Below are 23,262 nucleotides of genomic sequence, written 5' to 3' on the forward strand. Positions count from 1 at the left end.
GGTCTACAAATTCCCCGCCTTCTTCCACCCCAGATACAACGTCACCAGCTCGGCCCCCAATTCGCCGGGCCGGGCTTGCAGCACCGCCACCCCATGGGCACTCAAGCGCTCATGCAGTTCGGCCCGGGCGTTCAAATAATCCACTATCCCGCAATAGGTCAGGGCTTCGGGCAGGGTTTGCACCGGTGCCTGGCGTAAGCGGTCGAGTGCCTCTTCCCGCAGGCTCGCCACCAGAACCCGATGCTGTTGGCCCAGGCGTTTGACGGCGGCCAGCAGCTCCTCATCGTCTTCATCGCGAAGGTTGGTCACCAGCACCACCAGGGCTCGGCGCTTTTGCCGGGTCAGCAGTTGGGTGACGGCGGCCTGGTAGTCGGCCGGGCGTTGGCTGCTGTCCAGGTCGTACACGGTGTTGAGCAACACGTTGAGTTGACCGGTGCCTTTGACCGGTGCGAGGTAGCGTGGCTGTTCGCTGGCGAAGGTGCTCAGGCCCACGGCGTCACCCTGGCGCAGCGCGGTGTAGCTGAGCAGCAGGCAGGCGTTGAGAGCGTGGTCGAAGTGCGCCAGCTCGCCGTCCTGGCTGCGCATGCGCCGGCCACAATCGAGCATGAAGATGATCTGCTGGTCGCGCTCGTCTTCGTACTCCCGGGCAATCGGTGTGCGATGGCGGGCAGTGGCCTTCCAGTCGATCTGGCGCAGGCTGTCGCCTTCGCGAAATTCGCGCAGTTGATGAAACTCCTGCCCCTGGCCGCGCCGTTGGCGCTGGCGGATACCCAATTGGCTGAGCCAGTTGTCCACCGCCAGCAGTTGACCGTCGTAGAGCCTGGCGAAATCCGGGTAGACGCGGGTGTGGTCGAGGGCGTCCAGCAGACGTTTGCCGGCCCACAGGCCCAATGGGCTGGGCAGGCTGATTTCGCAGTGTTCAAAGCTGAAGTGACCGCGCTTGAGCGGGCGCAGGCGGTAGCCAACCTGGCTGTGTTGACCGGGTTGCAGCTCGACCGACAAGGGGAGGCTTTCGAAGTCCAGGCCGTCGGGGACGTGATCGAAGACCTGAACATTCAGCGGCTGCGCAAAGTCATGGCTGATCTGTAGTCGCACTTCGCTCCAGCGACCCAGTGCCAGGCTGCCGGGCATCTGCCGTTGCACCCGGGGCGAGGGCAAGCGCTTGAGGCGTACGGCATCAAGTATTGCCAGGGCCAAAAGGGCCAGCAGCAACCCCCAGTGGATCGACAGCAACATCGATGGAACCGCAACGCCCAGCGCCCGCAACGCGCCCAGCACGATGCCGAGGGCCAGCAGAATGGCGAGCCAGGTCAGCAGTAGGCGCGCGGGTTTCATGGGGGCGTTCCCTTGGAGAAGGTATTTGCTTTGGTAAAAGAGTTTGCCGCCAAGAGGTTTCCTGTGGCGAGGGAGCTTGCTCCCGCTGGACGCGTAGCGTCCCCTTGCGGTGTGCCAGGCAAAACCAGGGGGCTGCTTCGCAGCCCAGCGGGAGCAAGCTCCCTCGCCACAGAAAGCGGTCTTGCCTCAAGAAGTGCTCTTGGCACAGGCCGCCTCCTCACAACCGCGGCGCCGGCACTTGATCGAGCAGTTGCCCCAGCACCTGATCCACCGAAAGCCCTTCGATGTCCAGCTCCGGTGCCAGCCGCACCCGGTGGCGCAGCACGGCCAGGGCGCAGCCCTTGATGTCATCCGGCACCACGAACTCGCCGCCGCGCAACAATGCCCGGGCCCGGGCGCAGCGCACCAGGGCAATCGAGGCACGCGGCCCGGCGCCCAAGGTCAGGCCCGGCCAACTGCGGGTGGTGCGGGCCAGGCGCACGGCGTAGTCGAGCACCTGATCGTCCATCGGCAGGTCACTGGCGATGCGTTGCAGCGCTTGCACGTCCTTGGCCTGCAACACCGTGCGCAACGGTTGTACATCGAGCATGTCGGCCCGGGTCGAACGGCTGACCTGACGGACCATGTTCAATTCCTGGTCGGCGTCGGGATAGTCCATGCGCACTTTGAGCATGAAACGGTCGAGCTCGGCTTCCGGCAGCGGGTAGGTGCCTTCCTGTTCGATCGGGTTCTGGGTGGCGAGCACCATGAACGGTTGGGCGATGGGCAAGGCGCGACCTTCGAGGGTGACCTGGCGTTCCTGCATGGCTTCGAGCAGCGCCGCCTGGGTCTTGGCCGGGGCGCGGTTGATTTCGTCGGCCAGCAGCAGGTTGGTAAACACCGGCCCCTTGCGCAGCTTGAACTGCTCGGTCTGCAAGTCGTACACCGCGTGCCCGGTGACGTCGCTGGGCATCAGGTCGGGGGTGAACTGGATGCGCGCGAATTCGCCGCCGAAACAGCGGGCCAGGGCGCGCACCAGCAGCGTCTTGCCCAATCCTGGAACCCCTTCGAGCAAGACGTGTCCGCCGGCGATCAGGGCCGTGAGCACATCGTCGATCACCGCGGCCTGGCCGACCACCGCCTTGTGCAGCTCGGTGCGAATAGCCTGGGCCAGTTGACTGGCGCGCTGGCGCTGTTGGGCGGCGTGGGTCTGGCCGCCGGCAGGTTCGTTCTCTTCAGTCATAAGGCATTCCTGAGGGTTTGCAGATGGGCGACCTGACGGCAGAACTCAGCGCTGGACATGCGCTGTTGCGGTCGGGGGCTTAAGGCCTGGCTGATGGCCCGCGTGGGTTGGCGGGTCAGGCGGGCGAGCACTTGCCACTGTTCGGCCACGGCCAGTTGTTCGAAACCGGGATGCAGATGGCGTGCCCGGCGCAGCACGTCCTGTTGCAAGCTGTGCAGCAGATGCTGACGGCCATTGTGTCGTAGATGAAAACCGGCGCTGGCCTGCACGTGTTCCTCCAACTGGCGCCGCGCCTTGGGAGCCGGTTGTTGCAGCGGGCCCTGACGCACCGCCGAACGCCAGAGCCAGAGGGCGATCAAGGCCAGCAGCGCCACCAAGGCCTGGGGGAAATAACGCAGCAACAGGGCCAGCAAGTTGTCATGGTCGATGTCATACAGCAGCGTCACGTGGGTGTCGGCGCTCAAATACCAGAGCAGCCAGGCGTTGTCGTATTGGTCGATATGGTCGTTCTTCCACAGCTCGGCGTCGGTGAGCACGGTGATCGAGCCCAGGCCATGGTTGAGCTGCATCATGTGGGTCGCCAACGCGCTGTTGGCCCAAGCCTGGGCTAGGTTTTGCGGGTCTTCGAGGTGGAAATCGGTGTCGAAGCCGACATACGCGGGTGCTTCTTCGTCCTCCAGGTACAGCTTGGTCAGCTTGGGGTAGCGATTCTTGATGAGTTCGGGCTCCGGCGTCTTGAGGTCCTTGCTCAGGAATTGACGCAGGCGCACACGGTCCAGCAATAAGTCGCCGCTGCTGGCGGTACTGTTATCCCACAAGGCTTCGGCGACAAACAGCAATCGTCCACCGGCCTGGGCCCAGTTCATCAACTGATCGACTTCCCGTGGGGTCATGTGGGTGCGTTCACCCAACAACAGCAGGCTGCGCTGATCAGGCTCAAGGTTGGGCAGGACGTCCAGATTATTGGCGTGCTCGACGTTTATGCCCTGCCGGCGCAGGAAATGTTCGGCGGCCAGGTAGGGATTGGCCTGGGCCTCGGGGGAGGGGCCGTGATCGATGGTTTCCTGATAGGGCACTGCGTTCAGGAACAGATAGAGGGCCATGACGCAGAGCAGCGCGGCCACCCCGGCGCCGACCAACAGCCCTGCGCGGCGATTCATCGAGACGCCTCCGGCCCGAACAACCCGCGCCAGTCATCGCACAGTTGCTGTTGCAGGTGGGGCGGCGGCGGGCGATGGCCGTATGCAATGTTTTGCCAGTGCTGAGTCAGGTGTTGGCTGAAGGTCAGCAGGCGTTCATGCTCAAGCTGTTCGATGCGTTGCAGCACCTGGCCTTCGGTGTCGGCCGGTTTCAAGGGAAGCGCAAAGTCATGATGCAACCGGCTGAGCAAGGCCCGATACAGCAGCCCCAGGGCCTGGCGAGGGTCAGCGGCCCATAGTTGTTCCACGCTGGTGGCCACGTCGTCCGGCAGGCTCTCTTCGCGAATATCCAGACCGAACATCTGCGCCGGCATCGCTCGTGCCACGGGTGGGCGTTTTGTCGGTCGCAGATTCACCAAGGCCCTGAGCCTTTCCCGGTAGCGCCAGGCCAGCCAGGCAATCGCCGCCACCAGGCAGGCCCACAGTACGATCTGGATCAGTGCGGCGGCGATGTCGAAGCGTTGGCCGCTGATCCATTTGAACCATGCCTTGAGCCAGCCCGGCGCTTCGTCGGTCTCGGCCGATTCGGCGGTTTCTTCACCCAAGCGATAGCGGGTGACCGTTTCCGGGTTCTTGAACGGCGGAGCCTGGAGGATCGCCTTGATGCTGTCCTTGGAGGCTTCGCTGGTAAGAGGTTGGTTGAGCAGCCGCGGGCTGTCGGGGCCGGTGTTGTCTTCGGCGGCCCAGGCCGGCGGTGCCAGCGGCACCAGCAGCAGTGCCAGCAGCATCAGCGCGGGGGCGGTGCTGCTCAGGCGTTGGCGCAGGCGCCGGAACACCAGCTCAATGTCCCAGGCTTCGAGTATCGTGCGCCGGTTCAGGTAGAGGCTGAAACCGCAGGCGACATACACCGGCTCCCAGACGATCAGCAGCAGGGGATACAACAAGTTGATCAGGTGTTCGAGCCACAACCAGTCGTGCTCGGCGACGGCGATCAGCGTCTGCCAGTTCCATTGCAGCTCTACCTGCTGCGGCACGAGCAGGTAGAACAGGGCCATGAGGCCGAACCACAAGGCGATCTCCAGGTGGACACCGATCACGGTCAGCCATTGCGCGGCGCCACGGTTGCGTTGCAGCAGCACCCGCAAGCGCTGTTCACGCGCCTCGCCGTCGAGTCCTTCGAGTTGCACCACGGGCATCAGGAAGCTGCGACTCAGGCTCAGCCGTCGCCAGGTCAGGCTTGCCAGCAACTGGGGTTTGAGCAGTGTGGGCCACTGGCGCAAGGCCTGTTTCAGCGTCGGTGTTTCGCCGAACAGCGACTTGGACAAAATGTACAGGGGCAAACGGTCAAAGGCCGGTTTCAACCACCAGAACAGGAACATCGCCAGAGAGGGCGAATCCCACAGCAGCAGGGACAACAGCGCAAACACCGGCAGCGTGATAACGGCCCAGCTGGTCATCAGCAAACGTCGATGCTGCTGGCTCATCAACACGCCCAGGTCCATGGCTTCCCAGGTGGTGCGCGGGCGGATGACCACGGTGGCATCACTCAGACGCATGGCGGGCCCGTCCGGCAAACACCAGATAACTGATCACCAGAAGCCACAACAAGGCGCCGACCGTGTATTTGGTCGCGGCTGTCACGGCGCTGGAGGACCAGTAAGCTTCGATGAACGCGGCAATCAGCAGCAACAGCATCACGCCGCCGACCATCAGCACGCTTTTGCCGGCGGCGATCCGCAAGGCCTCGCCTCGGGTGAGGCGCCCCGGTGCGATCAACGCCCAGCCCAGTTGCAGGCCGGCGGCGCCGGCCAACGTGATGGCAGTGAGTTCGAAGGCGCCGTGGCCGATGACGAACGACCAGAACGTCCCACCCGAGCCTATCTGGGTCAGGTGCCCGGCCACCGCACCAATGGTCAGGCCGTTGAAAAACAGGAAGAACGCGCTACCCAGGCCAAACATCAAGCCACTGGCGAATGTCTGAAAGGCGATGCCGATGTTGTGCATGATGTAGTAGCCGAACATGACCCAGTCTTGGCTGGCGGCCCGCTCGATCGAACGCCCCAGGTGCCCGCTGGCCGGGTCGTACATGCCACGTATCTGGCTGACTTCCTCGACGCTCAACAGGCTGTAGACCAGCTCGGGAAACAGATAGACCAGCAGCCCGATGCCGATCAGGCTACCCATGAACATCGCTCCGGCGGCCAGTACGAAACGCCATTGTTCCCGCACGAGTCGGGGGAAACCGGCCAGGATGAAAGTCGAAAGGCCGGTCGATGGCCGGCTGCGATCCCGATAGAGTTGCTGGTGACCGCGCAGCGCCAACTGCTGCAGCGTGTCGACCAGCAGGCTGCTGTAACCTCGTGCCTGGGCCAGCGCCAGATGCTGACAAAGCCTGCGGTAGGCAGGAGGAAAGTCACTGCTTTGGGGCACGTTACGACTGCGCTCCAGTTGATCGAGTTGTCGGGACAGTCGGTCCCATTCGCCTTGGTGGCGGCTTTCGAACAGACTTTGTTTCATGTCGGCCCCAGCAGGCCACGGGCGATGCCATTGAGTTCGGCCACGGCTCTGGGGGCCTGGACGTTCAGTGGCGCGGCCAGGATGCTCGCCAGTTCGTTGACCCGCGCTTGGGACAGTTCAGCCTGGCGTTCAGCGAAACCCAGCACGGCGCGTTGCTCGTTCAGGCTCAGGGTAAAGGGCGGTCGTATCGACTGCGCCAGGGGCAGCGCGGGACGTTTGACCGGTTGCTCGCGATACACCACCAGGGTGCCGGCGGCCAGGTCTCCCAGGCGTTTGAAGGCAGGATGTTGCAGGCAACTGATTGCCCCGAAGGTGTAGCCGAAGGGTAGCATGTCGACAAAACGCAGCAGGTTGCGGATCAGTGAAGCGGACCAGCCGATAGGCCTGCCGTCGTCCTGCACCACTCGCAACCCCATGATCTGCTTGCCGGGGGAGCGCCCCTGGTTCAGCACCTCGAACAGCACCATGTACCACCAACTGACAACGAACAGCAGGATGGAGCCCAGGCCAATGCCCAGCTCACCAAAAAACGCCAGGATGATGAACACCAGCCCCAGGACCAGCCCGCGTATGCCCAGGTCGATGGCAAAGGCCAGCGCACGAGGCATCAACCCCGCCGGGCGTAGCGGCAGGTCGATGCCTTCGGGCGTTTCAACCTGATACCGCGTATCGAGTGGCGGGGGCAGCGTCGCGTTCCTTTGCAGTGCTGGTCTCTCGAGCATGGGCAACCTGAGTGATGGGCCGGTTCGAACGTTCAGTCTCGGTCCCGATGCTAGCAGTCTTCGTGCGGGCAAACGACATAACTATGTATGTCATTTCATGGCTTGCCACAGGATTCAGGGCCCGAACACAAAAGCAGAACCCCTGTGGGAGCGAGCCTGCTCGCGATGACCGCGGCACATTCAGCATTGCCGTTTCAGGCAGACCGCTATCGCGAGCAGGCTCGCTCCCACAGTTTTGATTGACGGTGTTCACGCATTTTGCACCCGCCACACATCCCTTGTGGGAGCGAGCCTGCTCGCGATGACCGCGGCACATTCAGCATTGCCGTTTCAGGCAGACCGCTATCGCGAGCAGGCTCGCTCCCACAGTTTTGATTGACGGTGTTCACGCATTTTGCACCCGCCACACATCCCCTGTGGGAGCGAGCCTGCTCGCGATGACCACGGCACATTCAGCATTGCCGTTTCAGGCAGACCGCTATCGCGAGCAGGCTCGTTCCCACAGTTCTGATTGACGGTGTTCACGCATTTTGCACCCGCCACACATCCCTTGTGGGAGCAAGCCTGCTCGCGATGACGGCGGCACATTCAGCATTGCCGTTTCAGGCAGACCGCTATCGCGAGCAGGCTCGTTCCCACAGCTCTGATTGACGGTGTTCACGCATTTTGCACCCGCCACACATCCCCTGTGGGAGCGAGCCTGCTCGCGATGACCGCGGCACATTCAGCATTGCCGTTTCAGGCAGACCGCTATCGCGAGCAAGCTCGTTCCCACAGTTCTGATTGACGATGTTCACGTATTTTGCACCCGCCACACATCCCTTGTGGGAGCGAGCCTGCTCGCGATGACCACGGCACATTCAGCATTGCCGTTTCAGGCAGACCGCTATCGCGAGCAGGCTCGTTCCCACAGTTTTGATTGACGGTGTTCACGCATTTTGCACCCGCCACACATCCCTTGTGGGAGCGAGCCTGCTCGCGATGACCGCGGCACATTCAGCATTGCCGTTTCAGGCAGACCGCTATCGCGAGCAGGCTCGTTCCCACAGTTTTGATTGACGGTGTTCACGCATTTTGCACCCGCCACACATCCCCTGTGGGAGCGAGCCTGCTCGCGATGACCGCGGCACATTCAGCATTGCCGTTTCAGGCAGACCGCTATCGCGAGCAGGCTCGCTCCCACAGTTTTGATCGGGGTGTTCACTGATCCGGTGTCCGCCTCAGATCCCCCTTTGGATTTCAAAACTCAGGCAGCGCTGGCCGCAGGTGGGCTCGAAGGCCTAGACTTCGCCAGTCTTCAACCCAGGAACGCCCCGTGACTTCTATCTTCTGGTACGACTACGAAACCACCGGCATCAACCCGCGTTGTGACCGGCCCTTGCAAGTGGCGGGGATCCGTACCGATTTCGAACTCAATGAAATCGACGAGCCGGTGAACCTGTATTGCCAGCCCAGCGAGGACATCCTGCCGCATCCGGCGGCTTGTGCGATCACCGGCATTACCCCGCAATGCCTGGCCGACAAAGGCTTGACTGAAGCCGACTTCATGACCCGTATCCACGGGCAACTGGCCGCGCCCGGCACCTGTGGCGCCGGTTACAACACCCTGCGCTTCGACGACGAAATGACCCGCTATAGCCTCTATCGGAATTTTTTCGACCCGTACGCGCGCGAGTGGCAGGGCGGCAATAGCCGCTGGGACCTGATCGACCTGGTGCGCGCCGCCTATGCGCTGCGCCCCGAAGGCATTGTCTGGCCGCAAGAGGAGGGCCGCGTGACCCTCAAGCTGGAGCGCCTGACCGCCGCCAATGGTATTGACCACGGCCAGGCTCACGATGCGTTGTCGGACGTGCGCGCGACGATCGCCTTGGCCCGTCTGATCCGCCAGAAACAACCCAGGCTTTACGAGTGGCTGTTCCAACTGCGCAGCAAACAGAAAGTCATGGATCAGATCCGCCTGTTGCAGCCTATGGTGCATGTTTCCGGGCGTTTCTCGGCCGCGCGCAACTACATCGGGGTAGTTTTACCATTGGCCTGGCACCCGAAAAATCGCAATGCCCTGATTGTCTGTGACTTGCACCTGGACCCGCTGGGTTTGCTGGACCACGATGCTGAAACCCTGAGGCAACGTTTGTATACCCGCCGTGAAGAACTGCTCGAAGGCGAGTTGCCGGTGCCTCTCAAACTCATTCATATCAACAAGTGCCCGGTGGTCGCGCCGCTCTCGGTGCTGCGTGCCGAGGACCAGCAGCGGCTGCAACTGGACATGGACGTTTATCAGGAGCGTGCGCTGCGGCTAACTGACGCACAGCAAGTTTGGCAGGACAAACTTCAGGCCATTTATGGTCGCGAGGATTTCACTGCCAGTGAGGATCCCGAGCAGCAGTTATACGCAGGCTTCATCGGCGACCGCGATCGTCGATTGTGCGAGCAAGTCCGCATGGCTGACCCTGCTCAATTGGCTTCAGAACACTGGCCTTTTGATGATGAGCGTTTACCGGAGTTATTGTTCAGATATCGCGCGCGCAACTTCCCTGAGACCTTGACCGGCGAAGAGCAGGAGCGTTGGAGACTTTTCTGTCAGCAGCGTTTGTCCTCCCCGGAATGGGGGGCGCCTAATACCTTGCAAAGTTTTGATGAGGCGATGGAGGAATGGATGGCCGTTTCCACGCCATTGCAGCGCGAGGTACTCATAGAGTGGCAGGGCTACAGCCAGCAATTGCGTAAACGTTTAAGCCTTTGAGTGGCGATGAAGTGGGTAAATCGCAGGCATAAAAAAACGCCAGCAATCGCTGGCGTTATTCTGTTCGCATAAAGCGGCGCGAACCGGTGAGGCTTAGCCCAGCAGGGTTGCCCAACCTTCAACCACGTCACCGCCCCACTTGGCTTTCCACTCTTTCAGAGTCTTGTGGTTGCCACCTTTGGTTTCGATGACTTCGCCGTTGTGCGGGTTTTTGTATTGCTTAACTTTGCGAGCGCGTTTGGTGCCGGTAGTTTTTACGGCGCCACGGGTTGCCTTGCTCGATTTGGCTTCTGGATCCAGCATGGCAATGATGTCACGCAGCGATTTCTGGTATTCGCCCATCAGCGTGCGCAGTTTGCCTTCGAATTCCAGTTCTTTCTGCAGCTTGTCGTCTTTAGACAGAGCTTTCAGGCGTTCTTGCAGTTCTTTGATTGCTTCTTCGGTGCTGCGGTATTCATTGATCAAGGACATGAGGACTACCTTATGTAGGACGCGGGTGACAAGGAGACAGTGAGGCAATAATAATCAGACAGTTTCATCAAGTAAACATTTAACCGATGTTTTATTTAATTAATTAGTGCAGCCTCGCAAAAACGGCGTTGCAGTTAAATACTGAAACACAGTCTTCACATCTGCTCACAAATATAGCGTGTTGCCAAAGGTCCGGCCCATTGCTGCCCGGGCAGACAAATGTGCGCGGCGTGTCATCGATACTGCAGTTTTGCCGCGCAATGGCTAGAATGGCCGCCTTTGTGAAGTTCTGGAGTTCCCCTAATGCGCACTTTTCGGCTGGTGATCGCTTGCCCGGACCGCGTCGGCATCGTTGCTAAGGTCAGTAATTTTCTGGCGTCCCATAATGGTTGGATCACTGAAGCGAGCCATCACTCGGACACTCACAGTGGCTGGTTTTTCATGCGTCACGAAATTCGTGCCGACTCGCTTCCCTTCGGCATCGAAGCCTTTCGTGAGGCGTTCGCACCGATTGCCGAAGAGTTTTCGATGGACTGGCGAATCACCGATACCGAGCAGAAAAAACGCGTGGTGCTGATGGCCAGTAAAGAATCTCACTGCCTGGCTGATTTGCTGCACCGCTGGCACAGCGATGAGCTCGATTGCGACATCGCCTGTGTCATTTCCAACCATGACGCCTTGCGCAGTATGGTGGAGTGGCACGGTATCCCTTATTACCACGTTCCGGTCGACCCACAGGACAAGCAGCCGGCGTTTGCCGAAGTTTCGCGGCTGGTCAAACAGCACGACGCCGAGGTGGTGGTGCTGGCCCGCTACATGCAAATCCTGCCGCCTTCCTTGTGCAGCGAATACGCGCACAAGGTCATCAATATCCACCACAGCTTCCTGCCGTCGTTTGTCGGTGCCAAGCCGTATCACCAGGCCTCGATGCGGGGTGTGAAGCTGATTGGCGCCACCTGCCACTACGTGACCGAAGAGCTGGACGCAGGGCCGATCATCGAGCAGGACGTTGTGCGCGTCAGCCACAGCGACAGCATCGAAGACATGGTGCGTTTCGGCCGTGACGTGGAAAAAATGGTACTGGCGCGCGGCTTGCGTTATCACCTGGAAGACCGAGTGCTGGTGCACGGCAACAAGACCGTGGTGTTCTGACTACACTGCAAAGGGCCTGGGCGAGTGATCACCAGGCCCTTTTTTCATGAGGTTCGCCATGACCGATCCATTGGACAAAGCCACCTCCCGAGCCCCGGCGACCCTGGGTGAGGGGTGCCTGAGCCGTTACGATCCTGAAGCGTTGAGCCCGGAGGATGGCACGGAGTTTCCCGACGCTGCGCAACTGTGGAAACAAATGCACCCCGAGGACGAACCAGCGCCTACCAAGCCTGAAAGCGGTGATTCCTAAAGGGGTGTCACGCCTGCCGCAGCTTGATCAACTTCTTGATCAACGGTCGCCCGACCATCAAAAAGAACACGGGTCCACCGGCGACCAGATAAAAGTAATAAGTCACGGCCCGCCAGATCAGAATCGCCGCTGCGGCTGTAGATTTGCCCACCATGGGCGCCAGCAGCGCCGCCGAGGTCAACTCTGCCGCCCCGGCGCCACCGGGCAGCAGGCTGAACTGCCCTGCGCTCAAGGAGAGCATCTGGATCAGAAAGCTCCAGGCCCACTGCAAATCCGCCCCCAGTCCTCTCAACGCCAGATACAACACGCTGTAGCGCAGGGCCCAGTGAAGGCAGGTCAGGCCGAAGACCTGGAACAGGGTCTGACGGGGCAATTTCAGGGTGTCGGTAAATGCCGCCAGAAAGTGCAGGATCTTGCGTCCCCAGCGTTGGCGAGTGGCGGTCTTTACCCGCAGATGTCGCAATAACCGAGCGCCCAGCAGAATCAGTTTGCGGTGGTAGCGGGCCACCAGCACGCAGCCGAACAGTCCGCCAAACAACGAGAAGGCACTCAATGCCAGCATCCATTCGATGCTCTGGCTGAGGTTCTGGAACAAGGCATAAAACAGGATGCCGACCAAGGCGCAGAGGAAAAACAGCAGATCGCTCAACTGATCCATGGCAAACACCGCGCTGCCATGGGCCGGACGCACGCCGTTGCGCGCCAGCAACGCCATCAGCGTCAGCGGCCCGCCACTGCCGCCGGGCGTGGCACACATGGCGAACTCGGTAGACATGACGATGCCAATGCTTTTCAGCCGGCCGATGCGCCCGCGGTGTTCACCCAGCAGCAAACGCAGGCGCACGGAGTTCAAGCCCCAGCACAGGACAATCATGCCGAGCATGGTCAGCAGCAGTGACAAGGGAAAGCGCTGCACCCGCGACCACATCTCCCCGCCACCCATCAACCACGGCACCAGTAGCGCCAAGAGCAAGGCGGCGCCCAGCCATATCAGCCGTTTCATGCGGCGTCGCGGACCTGCAGGCCCTGGGTCGCCAGCCATTGGACCTTGGTCATCGGTACGCGGCCGTCGTTGAGCAGGCGTTCGAGGGTGCGCAACCAATAATCCCGGGAGAACCCATGGCGCATGTCGACGGGATGCAGGCCGAGCCGAATGACTGGTGCCTGGCGCCAGCGCTGTTCACGTTGATCATTGATGACTTTGGAAAGGCCACGGCGCCAGGCGCTGCGGGCGCTCCATACCAGCCCTGGGGCGTCGATCGGGGTGAAGTCCGGCAAGCGATAGAGACGCTGGGGATCGCTGGTGTAACTCAGCGGCAACTGGCGCAGTGCCTGGCGCGTGCCTTCGCTCATGAGCCAGGCGGGCGCAACGAAACCCTCCAGCGGCCACTGGTAACGCTGGAAGGTTTCGACACCCGCGCGCAGGCGGGCGAGGGCCGCCTCCTCGGACAGGCTGTAAAACTCGCCTTCGTGGGTATACACCCGGCGCATGAACCAGTCCTTGGGATGAGTTGCCGGCGGACCGTCGTCGCAATGGTAGTAGCCGTGTAGCACCAATTCGTCGCCGCGCTCGACCCGGTTGTCGAGCAGGCGCCGAAAACCGGGGTGATCCTCCAGCGCGTTGGCGTGGTGAAAGTCCGGCACCACCAGCCAGGTCATTGGCACCTGGCCGAGGGCGTCGACAGCTTCGACGAAGGGCTGGTAGTCGGGCCAGGTTTGCGGCGCCACGTCATGCAGCACCAACAGTAGGCTGGGCGATTGATTCATCGACACGGACTTCACCTCAACCATTGGCCAACAGGGGCAGTTGTTCACCCAGGACGCTGTGGTAGTGGCCCAACAGGCTGTTGACCACCGAGTCCCAGGCGTAGTGACGCTCAACGTGCTGGCGCGCCAGCACACCGCGTCGCTGACAGCCTTCGGCAAACAGTTGCCGCACGGCGTTGGCCATGGCCTGTGGATTGTCGGGCGTGCACAGCAGGCCGCAGTCTTCGTGGACGATTTCGGTGAAAGCCCCGGCCGCCACCGCCACCACAGGGATACCGCTGGCCATGGCCTCGAGAATCACCAGGCCGAAGGTTTCCTGGTCACCGGCATGCACCAATGCATCGGCGCTGGCCATGAGCCGGGCAACTTGCGGTGCCGGACAGAATTCATCGACCACCGTAACGTTGTCCGGGACCACGGCGGGCATGGACGAACCCACCAGCAGCAGGTGATAACGTTCGCCCAGGCGTTTCATGCACTTGAGCAGCACCGGCAGGTTTTTTTCCCTGGAACCGCGACCGGCGAAAATCAGCAGGCGCGTATCTTCGGCGATGCCCAGCTCGGCTCGCAGTTCCGGGTCGCGGGCGGCGGGGTTGAAGGTTTGCAGATCCACGCCCAACGGCTGCACGTAGACGTTCTTGACCCCCAACCCGATCAACTTGTCGGCCATGACCTGGCTCGGCGCCAGGACCCGGTCGAAATTGCCGTACAACTTGCTGACATAGGCTTCGATGTTGGGCGTGAACCAGTTGCCCATGCGGTTGCTGACCAGCAGCGGCAGGTCGGAGTGATAGAAACCGATCACCGGCACATCGAGCTGACGCCGGGCGTCCAGGGCAGCCCATGCGGTGAGGTAGGGATCGCCGACTTCAATCAGGTCCGGTTGTAAATCACGCAGGACATTGCGCCAGGGCGCCAGGCGGAGCGGGAAGCGGTAGCCCTTGCCGAAAGGCAGCGCGGGGGCCGGAACCTTATAGATCCCGTCGTGCTCGCTCAAATGCGCGCCTGGGATCAACAGACTGTGACGAATTCCGGGCCGATCACTCAGGCGCCGGTGCTTGGCATCCAGATAAGTGCGCACGCCGCCGCTGGCGGGGGCGTAGAACATGGTTATGTCCGCTATGTGCACGATGAACATCCCTCCGGTCCGTATTCTCCTTTGTTGACCTTTAGTAAGAATAGATGTTCGGTTGGGGTTGTGGGCGGCGGGATGTCTGTCAGCAGTGTGTTGTTTGAGAGGGGCCTATCGCGAGCAGGCTCGCTCCACCGTGGATCTGTGTTGTGCACAAAACCCTGTGGAAGCGAGCCTGCTGGCGATGGCGTCAGATGCGGAAACTGCCCACCAGTTGCTTCAACCGCGCCGCTTGCTGCTCAAGGTCTGAGCAGGCGCGCAATGTCGATTGCAGGTTCTCCACGCCTTCCTGGTTCAGCGTGTTGATCTCGGTGATGTCCACGTTGATGGATTCCACCACGGCCGTCTGCTCCTCGGTGGCGGTGGCCACTGACTGGTTCATGCCATCAATTTCACCGATGCGCTGGGTCACGCTGTTCAGGCGCTCGCCGGCCAGGTTGGCGATTTCCACGCTTTCCTGGCTGTGGCGCTGGCTGTCGTTCATGGTCGTGACCGAATCCCGGGCGCCGACCTGCAACTCCTCGATCATGGTCTGCACCTGTTGCGCCGATTCCTGGGTGCGGTGGGCCAGGTTGCGCACTTCATCGGCCACCACGGCAAACCCGCGCCCGGCCTCACCGGCCCGGGCTGCCTCAATTGCAGCATTGAGGGCAAGCAGGTTGGTTTGCTGGGAAATGCTGGTGATCACCTCCAGGATCTGGCCAATGTTCACGGTTTTGCTGTTCAGCGATTCAACGTTGCTGCTTGAGGCACTCAGCAAGTCGGACAAGCGATTCATCGCGGCAATGCTGCGATCCACCACTTGTTGACCATCCTCGGCCAGGCCACGGGCGTCGCTGGCCTGATGGGAAGCTTGCGCTGCATTGCGGGCGATTTCCTGAGCAGCGGCGCCTAATTGATTGATGGCCGCGGCCACGCTGTTGGTGCGACTGGCCTGCTCGTCGGAATTGACCATCGAGGAGTTCGACGCGCTCACCACCCGCAAGGCGACTTCGTTGACGTGTTCGGTGGCGGAGGACACTTCGCGGATCGAATTATGGATACGCTCCACGAAACGGTTGAACGCCGTGCCCAGAATGCCGAATTCGTCCTGATTCTGGATCGTCAGACGTTTGGTCAGGTCGCCGTCGCCATCGGCAATGTCTTCCATCGCCCGGGTCATCACATGCAGCGGTTGGATCAGCAAGCGGATCAACATGCTCAGCAGCGCAATGATGAACGCCACGGCAATGACCGTCGCCACGACGGCCGAGGTGCGGAAATCGCTGAGCATCGAGTAGGCCTTGTCTTTGTCCACCGACACGCCGACGTACCAGTTCACCGAGGGCAGGCCTTTGATCGGCGTGAAGGTCACGATACGCGTTTGGCCATCGACCTCGACTTCGCTGATCTGGTCGCTGATCTTCGGGGTGTTCGTCGGGTAGGCTTCGGCCAGGGTTTTCATGACCAGGGCTTTATCCGGGTGTACCAGGATCTTGCCGTCGGCGCTGATCAGGTAGGCATACCCCATGCCGTCGAAATTCACGGTCTTGAGGTTGTCCACAATGGTCTGCAGGCTCAGGTCGCCGCCCACGACACCGACATTTTGTGTGGCGTTTTTCGAGGCGCTGGCGATGGAAATGATCAGCCCGCCGCTGGCAGCGTCAATGTAGGGTTCGGTCAGGGTCGAGGTGCTGCTGCTTTGTGCGCCTTTGTACCAAGGACGTACGCGCGGATCGAAACCGTCAGGCATCTTCGCATCGGGGCGAATGATGAAACTGCCCTGGGCATCGCCAAGGTAGGACGCCATGAAGGTCGAGGTCAGCGCTTTCTGTTCCAGCAGGTGGGTGACGCTGCTCGGGTCGGGGGTGACGGCGATGTTCTGGGCCAGGTTCTCGATAAGCAGGATGCGGCCGGTCAGCCAGGTCTGAATGTTGTTTGCCGTGACAGCACCCATTTCATGCAGGTAACTGTCCAGGTCGTCACGGATGGCGTTGCGTTGCAGGTAATCGTTGTAGGCCGTGAAGGAAGCGAAGGCCGCAATCACGATGAGCGCGGCGGCTATTAGAATTTTATGGCTAAAGCGCAGGTTTTTATTCATGGCACGGGGGTCCGCTAAGGTCTTGATACGCTAAGCGTGCTTATATATAAGCGCGCAAAAATGGCTTCATAGTGAAAAAAAGCTGATATTTCCTCCTCTCCTTAGGGAATTATCCGACCTTGTTTCAGTAGGGTCTGTCGCTTTAGATATCGGCCATGCAAGGCCATAGATTAACCACAGGTGACGAAATGCCTGACTCATCGCAACTTGTTATTGGCGCCGACCTTGCCGGCCAACCCATCGCCCAGGCCCTGCGTCTGGCTAACCGTCATGGTCTGGTGGCAGGTGCCACCGGCACCGGCAAGACCGTCACCTTGCAACGCCTGGCCGAGACGTTCAGCGATGCCGGCGTTGCGGTATTCGCCGCAGACATCAAGGGCGACCTGTGCGGCCTCGGCGCCGCCGGCAATCCCCAGGGCAAAGTCGCCGAGCGTATCGCCGGCATGTCCTGGCTCGGCCACAAACCCCAGGCTTATCCGGTGACCTTGTGGGACATTCATGGCAAGTCCGGTCATCCGCTGCGCACCACCCTGAGTGAAATGGGCCCGCTGTTGCTCGGCAGCCTGTTGGAACTCACCGACAGTCAGCAATCGGCGCTGTACGCGGCCTTCAAGGTTGCCGATCGCGAAGGCCTGTTGCTGCTGGATCTCAAGGACTTGAAGGCGCTGCTCAATCACCTCAGGGACAACCCTGAGCTGCTGGGGGACGACGCCGCTTTGATGACCACCGGTTCCAGCCAGGCTTTGCTGCGGCGCTTGGCCACATTGGAGCAACAAGGCGCGGATGCGCTGTTCGGCGAGCCGGCCTTGCAGCTTGAGGACATCCTGCAACCGGCCAGCGACGGACGCGGCCCTATCCATTTGCTGGACGCCAGCCGTCTGGTGCATGAAGCACCAAAAGTCTACGCAACGTTCCTGCTCTGGCTGCTGGCCGAGTTGTTCGAGCAATTGCCCGAGCGCGGCGACGCGGACAAACCGCTGCTGGCGCTGTTCTTCGATGAGGCCCATCTGCTCTTTGCCGATACCCCCAAGGCGTTGCAAGAGCGGTTGGAGCAAGTGGTGCGGCTGATTCGCTCCAAGGGCGTGGGGGTGTACTTCGTGACCCAGTCGCCAGGAGACTTGCCGGACGACGTGCTGGCGCAGTTGGGCCTGCGCATCCAGCACGGCTTGCGGGCCTTCACCACCAAGGAGCAGAAATCCCTGCGGGCGGTGGCGGACGGTTTCCGGCCCAACCCGCAATTCGATGCGCTGACGGTGCTGACCGAGCTGGGTATTGGCGAAGCCTTGGTGGGCACTTTGCAGGAAAAGGGCACGCCGCAAATGGTCCAGCGTGTGCTCGTGGCGCCGCCACAATCGCGGATTGGGCCGTTGACCGAAGTTGAACGCGCCGGGCTGATCGCCCGTTCCCCTTTGCAAGGGCGTTATGACAAACCCATTGATCGCGAGTCGGCCTATGAAGTGCTGATGGGGCGCAAGGGCTTGGAGCCGCAAGCCGAAGAGGCACAGGGCAAGGCGAGCGCTGAAGAACCGAGTTTCACCGACAAGGCCGGGGAATTTCTCGGTACGGCGGCCGGCCAGGCATTGAAATCGGCGATGCGCCAGGCCGCCAATCAGTTGGGACGGCAACTGGTGCGTGGGTTGATGGGGTCGTTGCTGGGGAGCAAAAAGCGCCGGTAACCGGCTCGGCACAGTTCAACATTGTGGGAGCGAGCCTGCTCGCGATGGCGATTCAACAGGCGCCAAATGTACCGACTGATCTGCCACTATCGCGAGCAGGCTCGCTCCCACAATTGATCTGTGTCGTACACAAAATCTGTGTTCACTGAAGATCTCCTGTGGGAGCGAGCCTGCTCGCGATAGCGATTCAACTGGCGACCTGGAAGTCAGTCCTTGGGCCGCGCATGTGCCGCCAACCGCTCCAGCGCCGCCCGCAGGTTGGGGTCGGTGATGCCATCGGCGGTGGCCTGGATGGTGGCGGCTGCGTCGGTGGACAAGTCCAGCGTGTGCCCCTTGACGGCGACTTGCACCGTGGGCGGTTGTACCTTGAACAGAATCCGCGTCAGGCCGGAAAATTCCTCGAATGCCTGCAATTGCCTCAGCAGGCGCTTTTGCTGATAGCGCAAGCGCGTAGCCCAGTGACCGTCCGTGACGATCAGCAGCAGGCTGCCTTCGCGCCAGGAGGCCACGTGGCAGTGCTCGCGAGCGGCGGGCTGTAGTTGGCTGTCCAGCAGGCGCTGCAAGTGACCCAGTCGTTTGGCGTGGCCGAAGATGGCTTTCAGCGGTTTGGCTTCGCGCAGCAGAACGGCGGGAACCTTGGCTGGAAGAGGGCGAAAGGCCATGAACGAATACCGCAAGTGACAGAGGCGCCATGGTAGCAGAAAGCGCCGAGTGCGCCGCGACCGCTCGCCGCGGGCGCCCTTGTCCGCGCAATCAATGAATAACTTCTCTCGTTTGTGGGTTGAAGTTCGCGCAAAAGCCCTTATTTTAGGGAGGCCCCGTCACAGCGCTGTGCCAGCATCGTGGAATAACGCCACTTTCCTCACCATCGTTTCCGGGTAGAATGCTCGTTCGCATGCGGCCATGAGGGCTGCACGGGCGACTCACGGGGCCGCCCTCCATCCCTTTAGTGTGGAAGATCCTGCCGATATGTTTGCGCCTTTGTTAAAGAAACTTTTTGGAAGCAAGAACGAGCGTGAAGTCAAACGCATGCTCAAGACGGTACAGATCGTCAATGCCTTCGAAGAGCAAATGGTGGCCCTTTCGGACGATCAGTTACGCGCCAAGACTGCCGAATTTAAGGACCGCATAGCCAAGGGGGAAACCCTTGACCAGCTCCTGCCCGAAGCCTTCGCGGTTGCCCGTGAAGCCGGCAAGCGGGTGATGGGCATGCGTCACTTCGACGTTCAGTTGATCGGCGGCATGACCTTGCACGAAGGCAAGATCGCTGAAATGCGTACCGGTGAGGGCAAGACCCTGGTGGCGACACTGGCGGTATACCTCAATGCACTGTCCGGCAAGGGCGTGCACGTGGTGACGGTCAACGACTACCTGGCCCGTCGTGATGCCAACTGGATGCGTCCGCTGTATGAATTCCTCGGCCTGACGGTCGGCGTGGTCACGCCGTTCCAGCCGCCGGAAGAAAAACGCACCGCCTACGCTTGCGATATCACCTACGGCACCAACAACGAATTCGGTTTCGATTACCTACGCGACAACATGGCGTTCAGCATGGATGAAAAATTCCAGCGTGAACTCAACTTTGCCGTGATCGACGAAGTCGACTCCATTCTCATCGACGAAGCCCGTACCCCGCTGATCATTTCCGGTCAGGCCGAGGACAGCTCCAAGCTGTACATCGAGATCAACAAGTTGATCCCGCAGCTGGAACTTCACGTCGAAGAAGTCGAGGGTGAAGTGACCAAGGCCGGCCATTACACGGTCGACGAGAAGACCCGTCAGGTCGAGCTCAATGAAGCCGGTCACCAGTTCATCGAGGAAATGCTCACCCGCGTCGGCCTGCTGGCCGAGGGCGAGAGCCTGTACTCGGCCCATAACCTGGGCCTGCTGACCCACGTCTATGCCGGCCTGCGTGCGCACAAGCTGTTCCATCGCAACGTCGAGTACATCGTCCAGGACGGCCAGGTCGTGCTGGTGGATGAGCATACCGGCCGGACCATGCCGGGTCGCCGTCTGTCCGAAGGCCTGCACCAGGCCATCGAAGCCAAGGAAGGTCTGAACATCCAGGCCGAAAGCCAGACCCTGGCCTCGACCACTTTCCAGAACTACTTCCGCCTGTACAACAAGCTGTCCGGCATGACCGGTACCGCCGACACCGAAGCGTTCGAATTCCATCAGATCTACGGCCTGCAAGTGATGGTGATCCCGCCTAACAAGCCGCTGGCCCGTAAAGACTACAACGACCTGGTGTTCCTCACCGCCGATGAGAAATACGCGGCGATCATCGCCGACATCAAGGAATGCATGGCCCAGGGCCGTCCTATCCTGGTGGGTACCGCCACGATCGAAACCTCCGAGCACATGTCCGCATTGCTCACCAAGGAAGGTATCGAGCACAAGGTCCTCAACGCCAAGTTCCACGAAAAAGAAGCCGAGATCATCGCCCAGGCCGGTCGCCCGGGTGCCCTGACCATTGCCACCAACATGGCCGGCCGTGGTACCGACATCCTGTTGGGCGGGAACTGGGAAGTGGAAGTGGCCTCCCTGGAAAACCCGACGCCCGAGCAGATTGCGCAGATCAAGGCCGACTGGCAGAAGCGTCATCAACAGGTGCTCGAGTCCGGCGGTTTGCAGGTGATCGCTTCCGAGCGTCACGAATCGCGTCGTATCGACAACCAGCTGCGTGGCCGTGCCGGTCGTCAGGGCGATGCCGGTTCCAGCCGCTTCTATCTGTCGTTGGAAGACAGTCTGATGCGTATCTTCGCCTCTGATCGGGTGAAGAACTTCATGAAGGCCCTGGGCATGCAGCCGGGCGAAGCGATCGAACACCGGATGGTCACCAACGCCATCGAGAAAGCCCAGCGCAAGGTCGAGGGCCGCAACTTCGATATCCGTAAGCAATTGCTGGAGTTCGACGACGTTAACAACGAACAGCGTAAAGTGATTTATCACATGCGTAACAGTTTGTTGGCCGCCGACAACATTGGCGAAACCATCGCAGATTTCCGCCAGGACGTGCTCAACGCAACCGTCAGCGCCCACATTCCGCCGCAGTCGCTGCCTGAGCAGTGGGATGTCGCCGGTCTGGAAGCTGCCTTGCAGAGCGACTTCGGCGTGGCGTTGCCGATCCAGCAATGGCTGGACGAAGACGATCACCTGTACGAAGAAACCCTGCGCGAGAAGCTGCTGGCCGAACTGATCGCCGCGTACAACGAGAAAGAAGACCAGGCCGGCGAAGAAGCGCTGCGCTCCTTCGAGAAGCAGATCGTACTGCGGGTGCTGGACGACTTGTGGAAAGACCACCTGTCGACCATGGATCACTTGCGCCATGGTATCCACCTGCGTGGTTATGCCCAGAAGAACCCCAAGCAGGAGTACAAGCGCGAGTCGTTCACGCTGTTCTCCGAGTTGCTGGATTCGATCAAGCGCGACTCGGTCCGCGTGTTGTCCCACGTTCAGGTTCGCCGCGAAGACCCGGCCGAAGAAGAAGCCCGTTTGCGTCAGGAAGCCGAAGCCTTGGCCGCGCGCATGCAGTTCGAGCACGCCCCGGCCCCAGGCCTGGAAGTTGCCCAGGAGGAGGGCGCCGAGGTGGATGTTGCCTTGGCGACCGCGCCGGTACGTAACGAGCAGAAGCTGGGCCGCAACGAGCTGTGCTATTGCGGTTCGGGCAAGAAATACAAGCATTGTCACGGGCAGATTCAGTAACACCCGTTTCAAGCGCTGAACGACCCGCGCCGCGACCGGCTTTCAGCCGTCGCGGCGTTTTGCCATTTTGATTCGCCGTCTCGATTAGGCGGTGTCGATTTATCTATTTAGGAGCGCATTCATGGCTGTTGGTCTTGGTCCGTTGCCAACGTTGCACCCGGTTGCCGGTTTTGAACTCGGTATCGCCTCGGCGGGCATCAAGCGCCCAGGGCGCAAGGATGTCGTGGTCATGCGTTGCGCCGAAGGCTCGACGGTTGCCGGCGTGTTCACCCTCAACGCCTTTTGCGCCGCGCCGGTCATCCTGGCCAAGCAACGCGTGCAGGGGCCGGTGCGTTACCTGCTGACCAACACCGGTAACGCCAACGCCGGCACCGGCGCGCCAGGCCTGGCCGCCGCCGAACGCACCTGCGCCAAGCTGGCCGAACTGACCGGCGTCGACGCCAGCCAGGTGCTGCCGTACTCCACCGGGGTGATCGGCGAACCGCTGCCGGTCGAGAAGATCGAAGGCGCGTTGCAGGCCGCTCTGGATGACCTGTCGGAAAACAACTGGGCCGCTGCCGCCACCGGCATCATGACCACCGACACGCTGCCCAAAGGGGCCAGTCGTCAATTCCAGCACGATGGCGTGACCGTGACCGTCACCGGCATCAGCAAAGGCGCCGGCATGATCCGCCCGAACATGGCGACCATGCTTGGCTACATCGCCACTGACGCCAAAGTCTCCCGGCAGGTGCTGCAAGACCTGATGCTCGACGGCGCCAACAAGTCGTTCAACCGCATCACCATCGACGGCGACACCTCCACCAACGACTGCTGCATGCTGATCGCCACCGGCAAGGCTGATCTGCCGGAAATTACCGAAGCCAGCGGTGCGCTGTTCGCCGCCCTGAAGCAGGCGGTATTCGAAGTCTGCATGGAAGTGGCCCAGGCCATCGTCCGTGACGGCGAAGGCGCGACCAAGTTCGTGACCGTGCAGGTCAACGGTGGCGGCAACCATCAGGAATGCCTGGATGTCGGCTACACCGTGGCGCACTCGCCGCTGATCAAGACCGCGCTGTTCGCCTCCGACCCGAACTGGGGCCGGATCCTCGCCGCCGTCGGCCGTGCCGGTGTGCCGGACCTGGACGTGAGCAAGATCGACGTGTTCCTCGGTGAAGTCTGCATCGCCAGCCAGGGCGCACGCGCCGCCACCTACACCGAAGCCCAGGGCGCGGCGGTGATGCAGCAGGAAGAAATCACCATTCGTATCGAGCTGGGACGTGGTGATTGCAGCGAAACGATCTGGACGACTGACCTGTCCCACGAGTATGTGAAGATTAACGCGGAATATCGGACTTAACAGTTCGGGACC

At 61.1% G+C, this 23,262-nt stretch carries 18 protein-coding genes and 1 pseudogene; 6 read left to right on the plus strand and 13 right to left on the minus strand.

Going from position 1 to position 23,262, the window contains the following annotated elements:
* Positions 1-3 precede the first annotated feature (3 nt).
* The 6 genes from BW979_RS09285 to BW979_RS09310 all read right to left on the minus strand — a co-directional run bounded on the left by BW979_RS09285 (position 4) and on the right by BW979_RS09310 (position 6,935).
* Complete coding sequence (locus BW979_RS09285) at positions 4-1,335, minus strand: DUF58 domain-containing protein (protein ID WP_076383676.1); 1,332 nt, start codon at positions 1,333-1,335, stop codon at positions 4-6.
* 217 nt (positions 1,336-1,552) lie between these two features.
* Entirely contained in the window at positions 1,553-2,557 is a 1,005-nt protein-coding gene (locus BW979_RS09290) for an AAA family ATPase (protein WP_047227100.1), read from the minus strand.
* The gene (locus tag BW979_RS09295; RefSeq protein ID WP_076383677.1) at positions 2,554-3,717 is read right to left on the minus strand and encodes a DUF4350 domain-containing protein; all 1,164 of its coding nucleotides are present in this window, start codon (positions 3,715-3,717) and stop codon (positions 2,554-2,556) included. The genes BW979_RS09290 and BW979_RS09295 overlap by 4 nt, the downstream gene beginning before the upstream one ends.
* The gene (locus BW979_RS09300; protein ID WP_076383678.1) at positions 3,714-5,252 is read right to left on the minus strand and encodes a DUF4129 domain-containing protein; all 1,539 of its coding nucleotides are present in this window, start codon (positions 5,250-5,252) and stop codon (positions 3,714-3,716) included. Before BW979_RS09300 ends, BW979_RS09295 begins: the two co-directional genes overlap by 4 nt.
* Positions 5,239-6,213, minus strand: coding sequence for a stage II sporulation protein M (locus BW979_RS09305; RefSeq protein ID WP_076383679.1), 975 nt, complete (start codon positions 6,211-6,213; stop codon positions 5,239-5,241). The genes BW979_RS09300 and BW979_RS09305 overlap by 14 nt, the downstream gene beginning before the upstream one ends.
* On the minus strand, positions 6,210-6,935 hold the full coding sequence (locus BW979_RS09310) for an RDD family protein (RefSeq protein WP_076383680.1): 726 nt from the start codon (positions 6,933-6,935) through the stop codon (positions 6,210-6,212). The genes BW979_RS09305 and BW979_RS09310 overlap by 4 nt, the downstream gene beginning before the upstream one ends.
* A 1,315-nt stretch (positions 6,936-8,250) precedes the next feature.
* Here BW979_RS09310 and sbcB point away from each other — a divergent pair.
* The gene (sbcB, locus tag BW979_RS09315) at positions 8,251-9,678 is read left to right on the plus strand and encodes an exodeoxyribonuclease I (RefSeq protein WP_047227095.1); all 1,428 of its coding nucleotides are present in this window, start codon (positions 8,251-8,253) and stop codon (positions 9,676-9,678) included.
* A gap of 93 nt (positions 9,679-9,771) precedes the next feature.
* Here sbcB and mvaT read toward each other — a convergent pair whose 3' ends face one another.
* A complete protein-coding gene (gene mvaT / locus BW979_RS09320; protein WP_047227094.1) occupies positions 9,772-10,149 on the minus strand; it encodes a histone-like nucleoid-structuring protein MvaT in 378 nt (125 codons plus the stop codon).
* Between the two features lie 303 nt (positions 10,150-10,452).
* Between mvaT and purU the strand changes: the two genes are divergently transcribed.
* Positions 10,453-11,301 carry a formyltetrahydrofolate deformylase gene (gene purU / locus BW979_RS09325; protein ID WP_047227093.1) on the plus strand — a complete coding sequence of 283 codons (849 nt, stop codon included), beginning with the start codon at positions 10,453-10,455 and terminating at the stop codon, positions 11,299-11,301.
* A 58-nt stretch (positions 11,302-11,359) separates the two neighbouring features.
* Positions 11,360-11,551, plus strand: a complete 192-nt coding sequence (locus BW979_RS09330) for a hypothetical protein (protein ID WP_076383681.1) — start codon at positions 11,360-11,362, stop codon at positions 11,549-11,551.
* 7 nt (positions 11,552-11,558) lie between these two features.
* On the opposite strand, the gene BW979_RS09335 is transcribed toward BW979_RS09330, so the two are convergent.
* The 5 genes and pseudogenes from BW979_RS09335 to BW979_RS28100 form a co-directional block, all read right to left on the minus strand.
* The gene (locus BW979_RS09335; RefSeq protein WP_076383682.1) at positions 11,559-12,554 is read right to left on the minus strand and encodes a lysylphosphatidylglycerol synthase transmembrane domain-containing protein; all 996 of its coding nucleotides are present in this window, start codon (positions 12,552-12,554) and stop codon (positions 11,559-11,561) included.
* Complete coding sequence (locus BW979_RS09340; protein ID WP_076386563.1) at positions 12,551-13,318, minus strand: DUF2334 domain-containing protein; 768 nt, start codon at positions 13,316-13,318, stop codon at positions 12,551-12,553. Before BW979_RS09340 ends, BW979_RS09335 begins: the two co-directional genes overlap by 4 nt.
* A gap of 16 nt (positions 13,319-13,334) precedes the next feature.
* Positions 13,335-14,456, minus strand: coding sequence for a glycosyltransferase family 4 protein (locus BW979_RS09345; RefSeq protein WP_047227089.1), 1,122 nt, complete (start codon positions 14,454-14,456; stop codon positions 13,335-13,337).
* A gap of 184 nt (positions 14,457-14,640) precedes the next feature.
* Positions 14,641-15,405 carry a methyl-accepting chemotaxis protein gene (locus BW979_RS28095; protein ID WP_370695207.1) on the minus strand — a complete coding sequence of 255 codons (765 nt, stop codon included), beginning with the start codon at positions 15,403-15,405 and terminating at the stop codon, positions 14,641-14,643.
* A 93-nt stretch (positions 15,406-15,498) separates the two neighbouring features.
* A pseudogene (locus BW979_RS28100) lies at positions 15,499-16,530 on the minus strand (HAMP domain-containing protein); the annotation flags it as partial.
* Between the two features lie 188 nt (positions 16,531-16,718).
* Here BW979_RS28100 and BW979_RS09355 point away from each other — a divergent pair.
* Positions 16,719-18,206: a helicase HerA-like domain-containing protein gene (locus tag BW979_RS09355; RefSeq protein ID WP_076383684.1), complete on the plus strand. Its 1,488-nt coding sequence runs from the start codon at positions 16,719-16,721 to the stop codon at positions 18,204-18,206.
* Positions 18,207-18,412: 206 nt separating this feature from the next.
* On the opposite strand, the gene BW979_RS09360 is transcribed toward BW979_RS09355, so the two are convergent.
* Entirely contained in the window at positions 18,413-18,868 is a 456-nt protein-coding gene (locus tag BW979_RS09360; RefSeq protein ID WP_076383685.1) for a DUF721 domain-containing protein, read from the minus strand.
* A 307-nt stretch (positions 18,869-19,175) separates the two neighbouring features.
* On the opposite strand from BW979_RS09360, the gene secA reads away from it, so the two are divergent.
* On the plus strand, positions 19,176-21,911 hold the full coding sequence (gene secA / locus BW979_RS09365) for a preprotein translocase subunit SecA (RefSeq protein ID WP_076383686.1): 2,736 nt from the start codon (positions 19,176-19,178) through the stop codon (positions 21,909-21,911).
* A 121-nt stretch (positions 21,912-22,032) separates the two neighbouring features.
* A complete protein-coding gene (argJ, locus tag BW979_RS09370) occupies positions 22,033-23,250 on the plus strand; it encodes a bifunctional glutamate N-acetyltransferase/amino-acid acetyltransferase ArgJ (RefSeq protein ID WP_047227084.1) in 1,218 nt (405 codons plus the stop codon).
* The last annotated feature ends 12 nt before the right edge of the window (positions 23,251-23,262 follow it).

The organism is Pseudomonas sp. A214 (assembly GCF_900156295.1).
In the GTDB taxonomy this organism is placed as follows: Bacteria; Pseudomonadota; Gammaproteobacteria; order Pseudomonadales; family Pseudomonadaceae; genus Aquipseudomonas; species Aquipseudomonas rhizophila.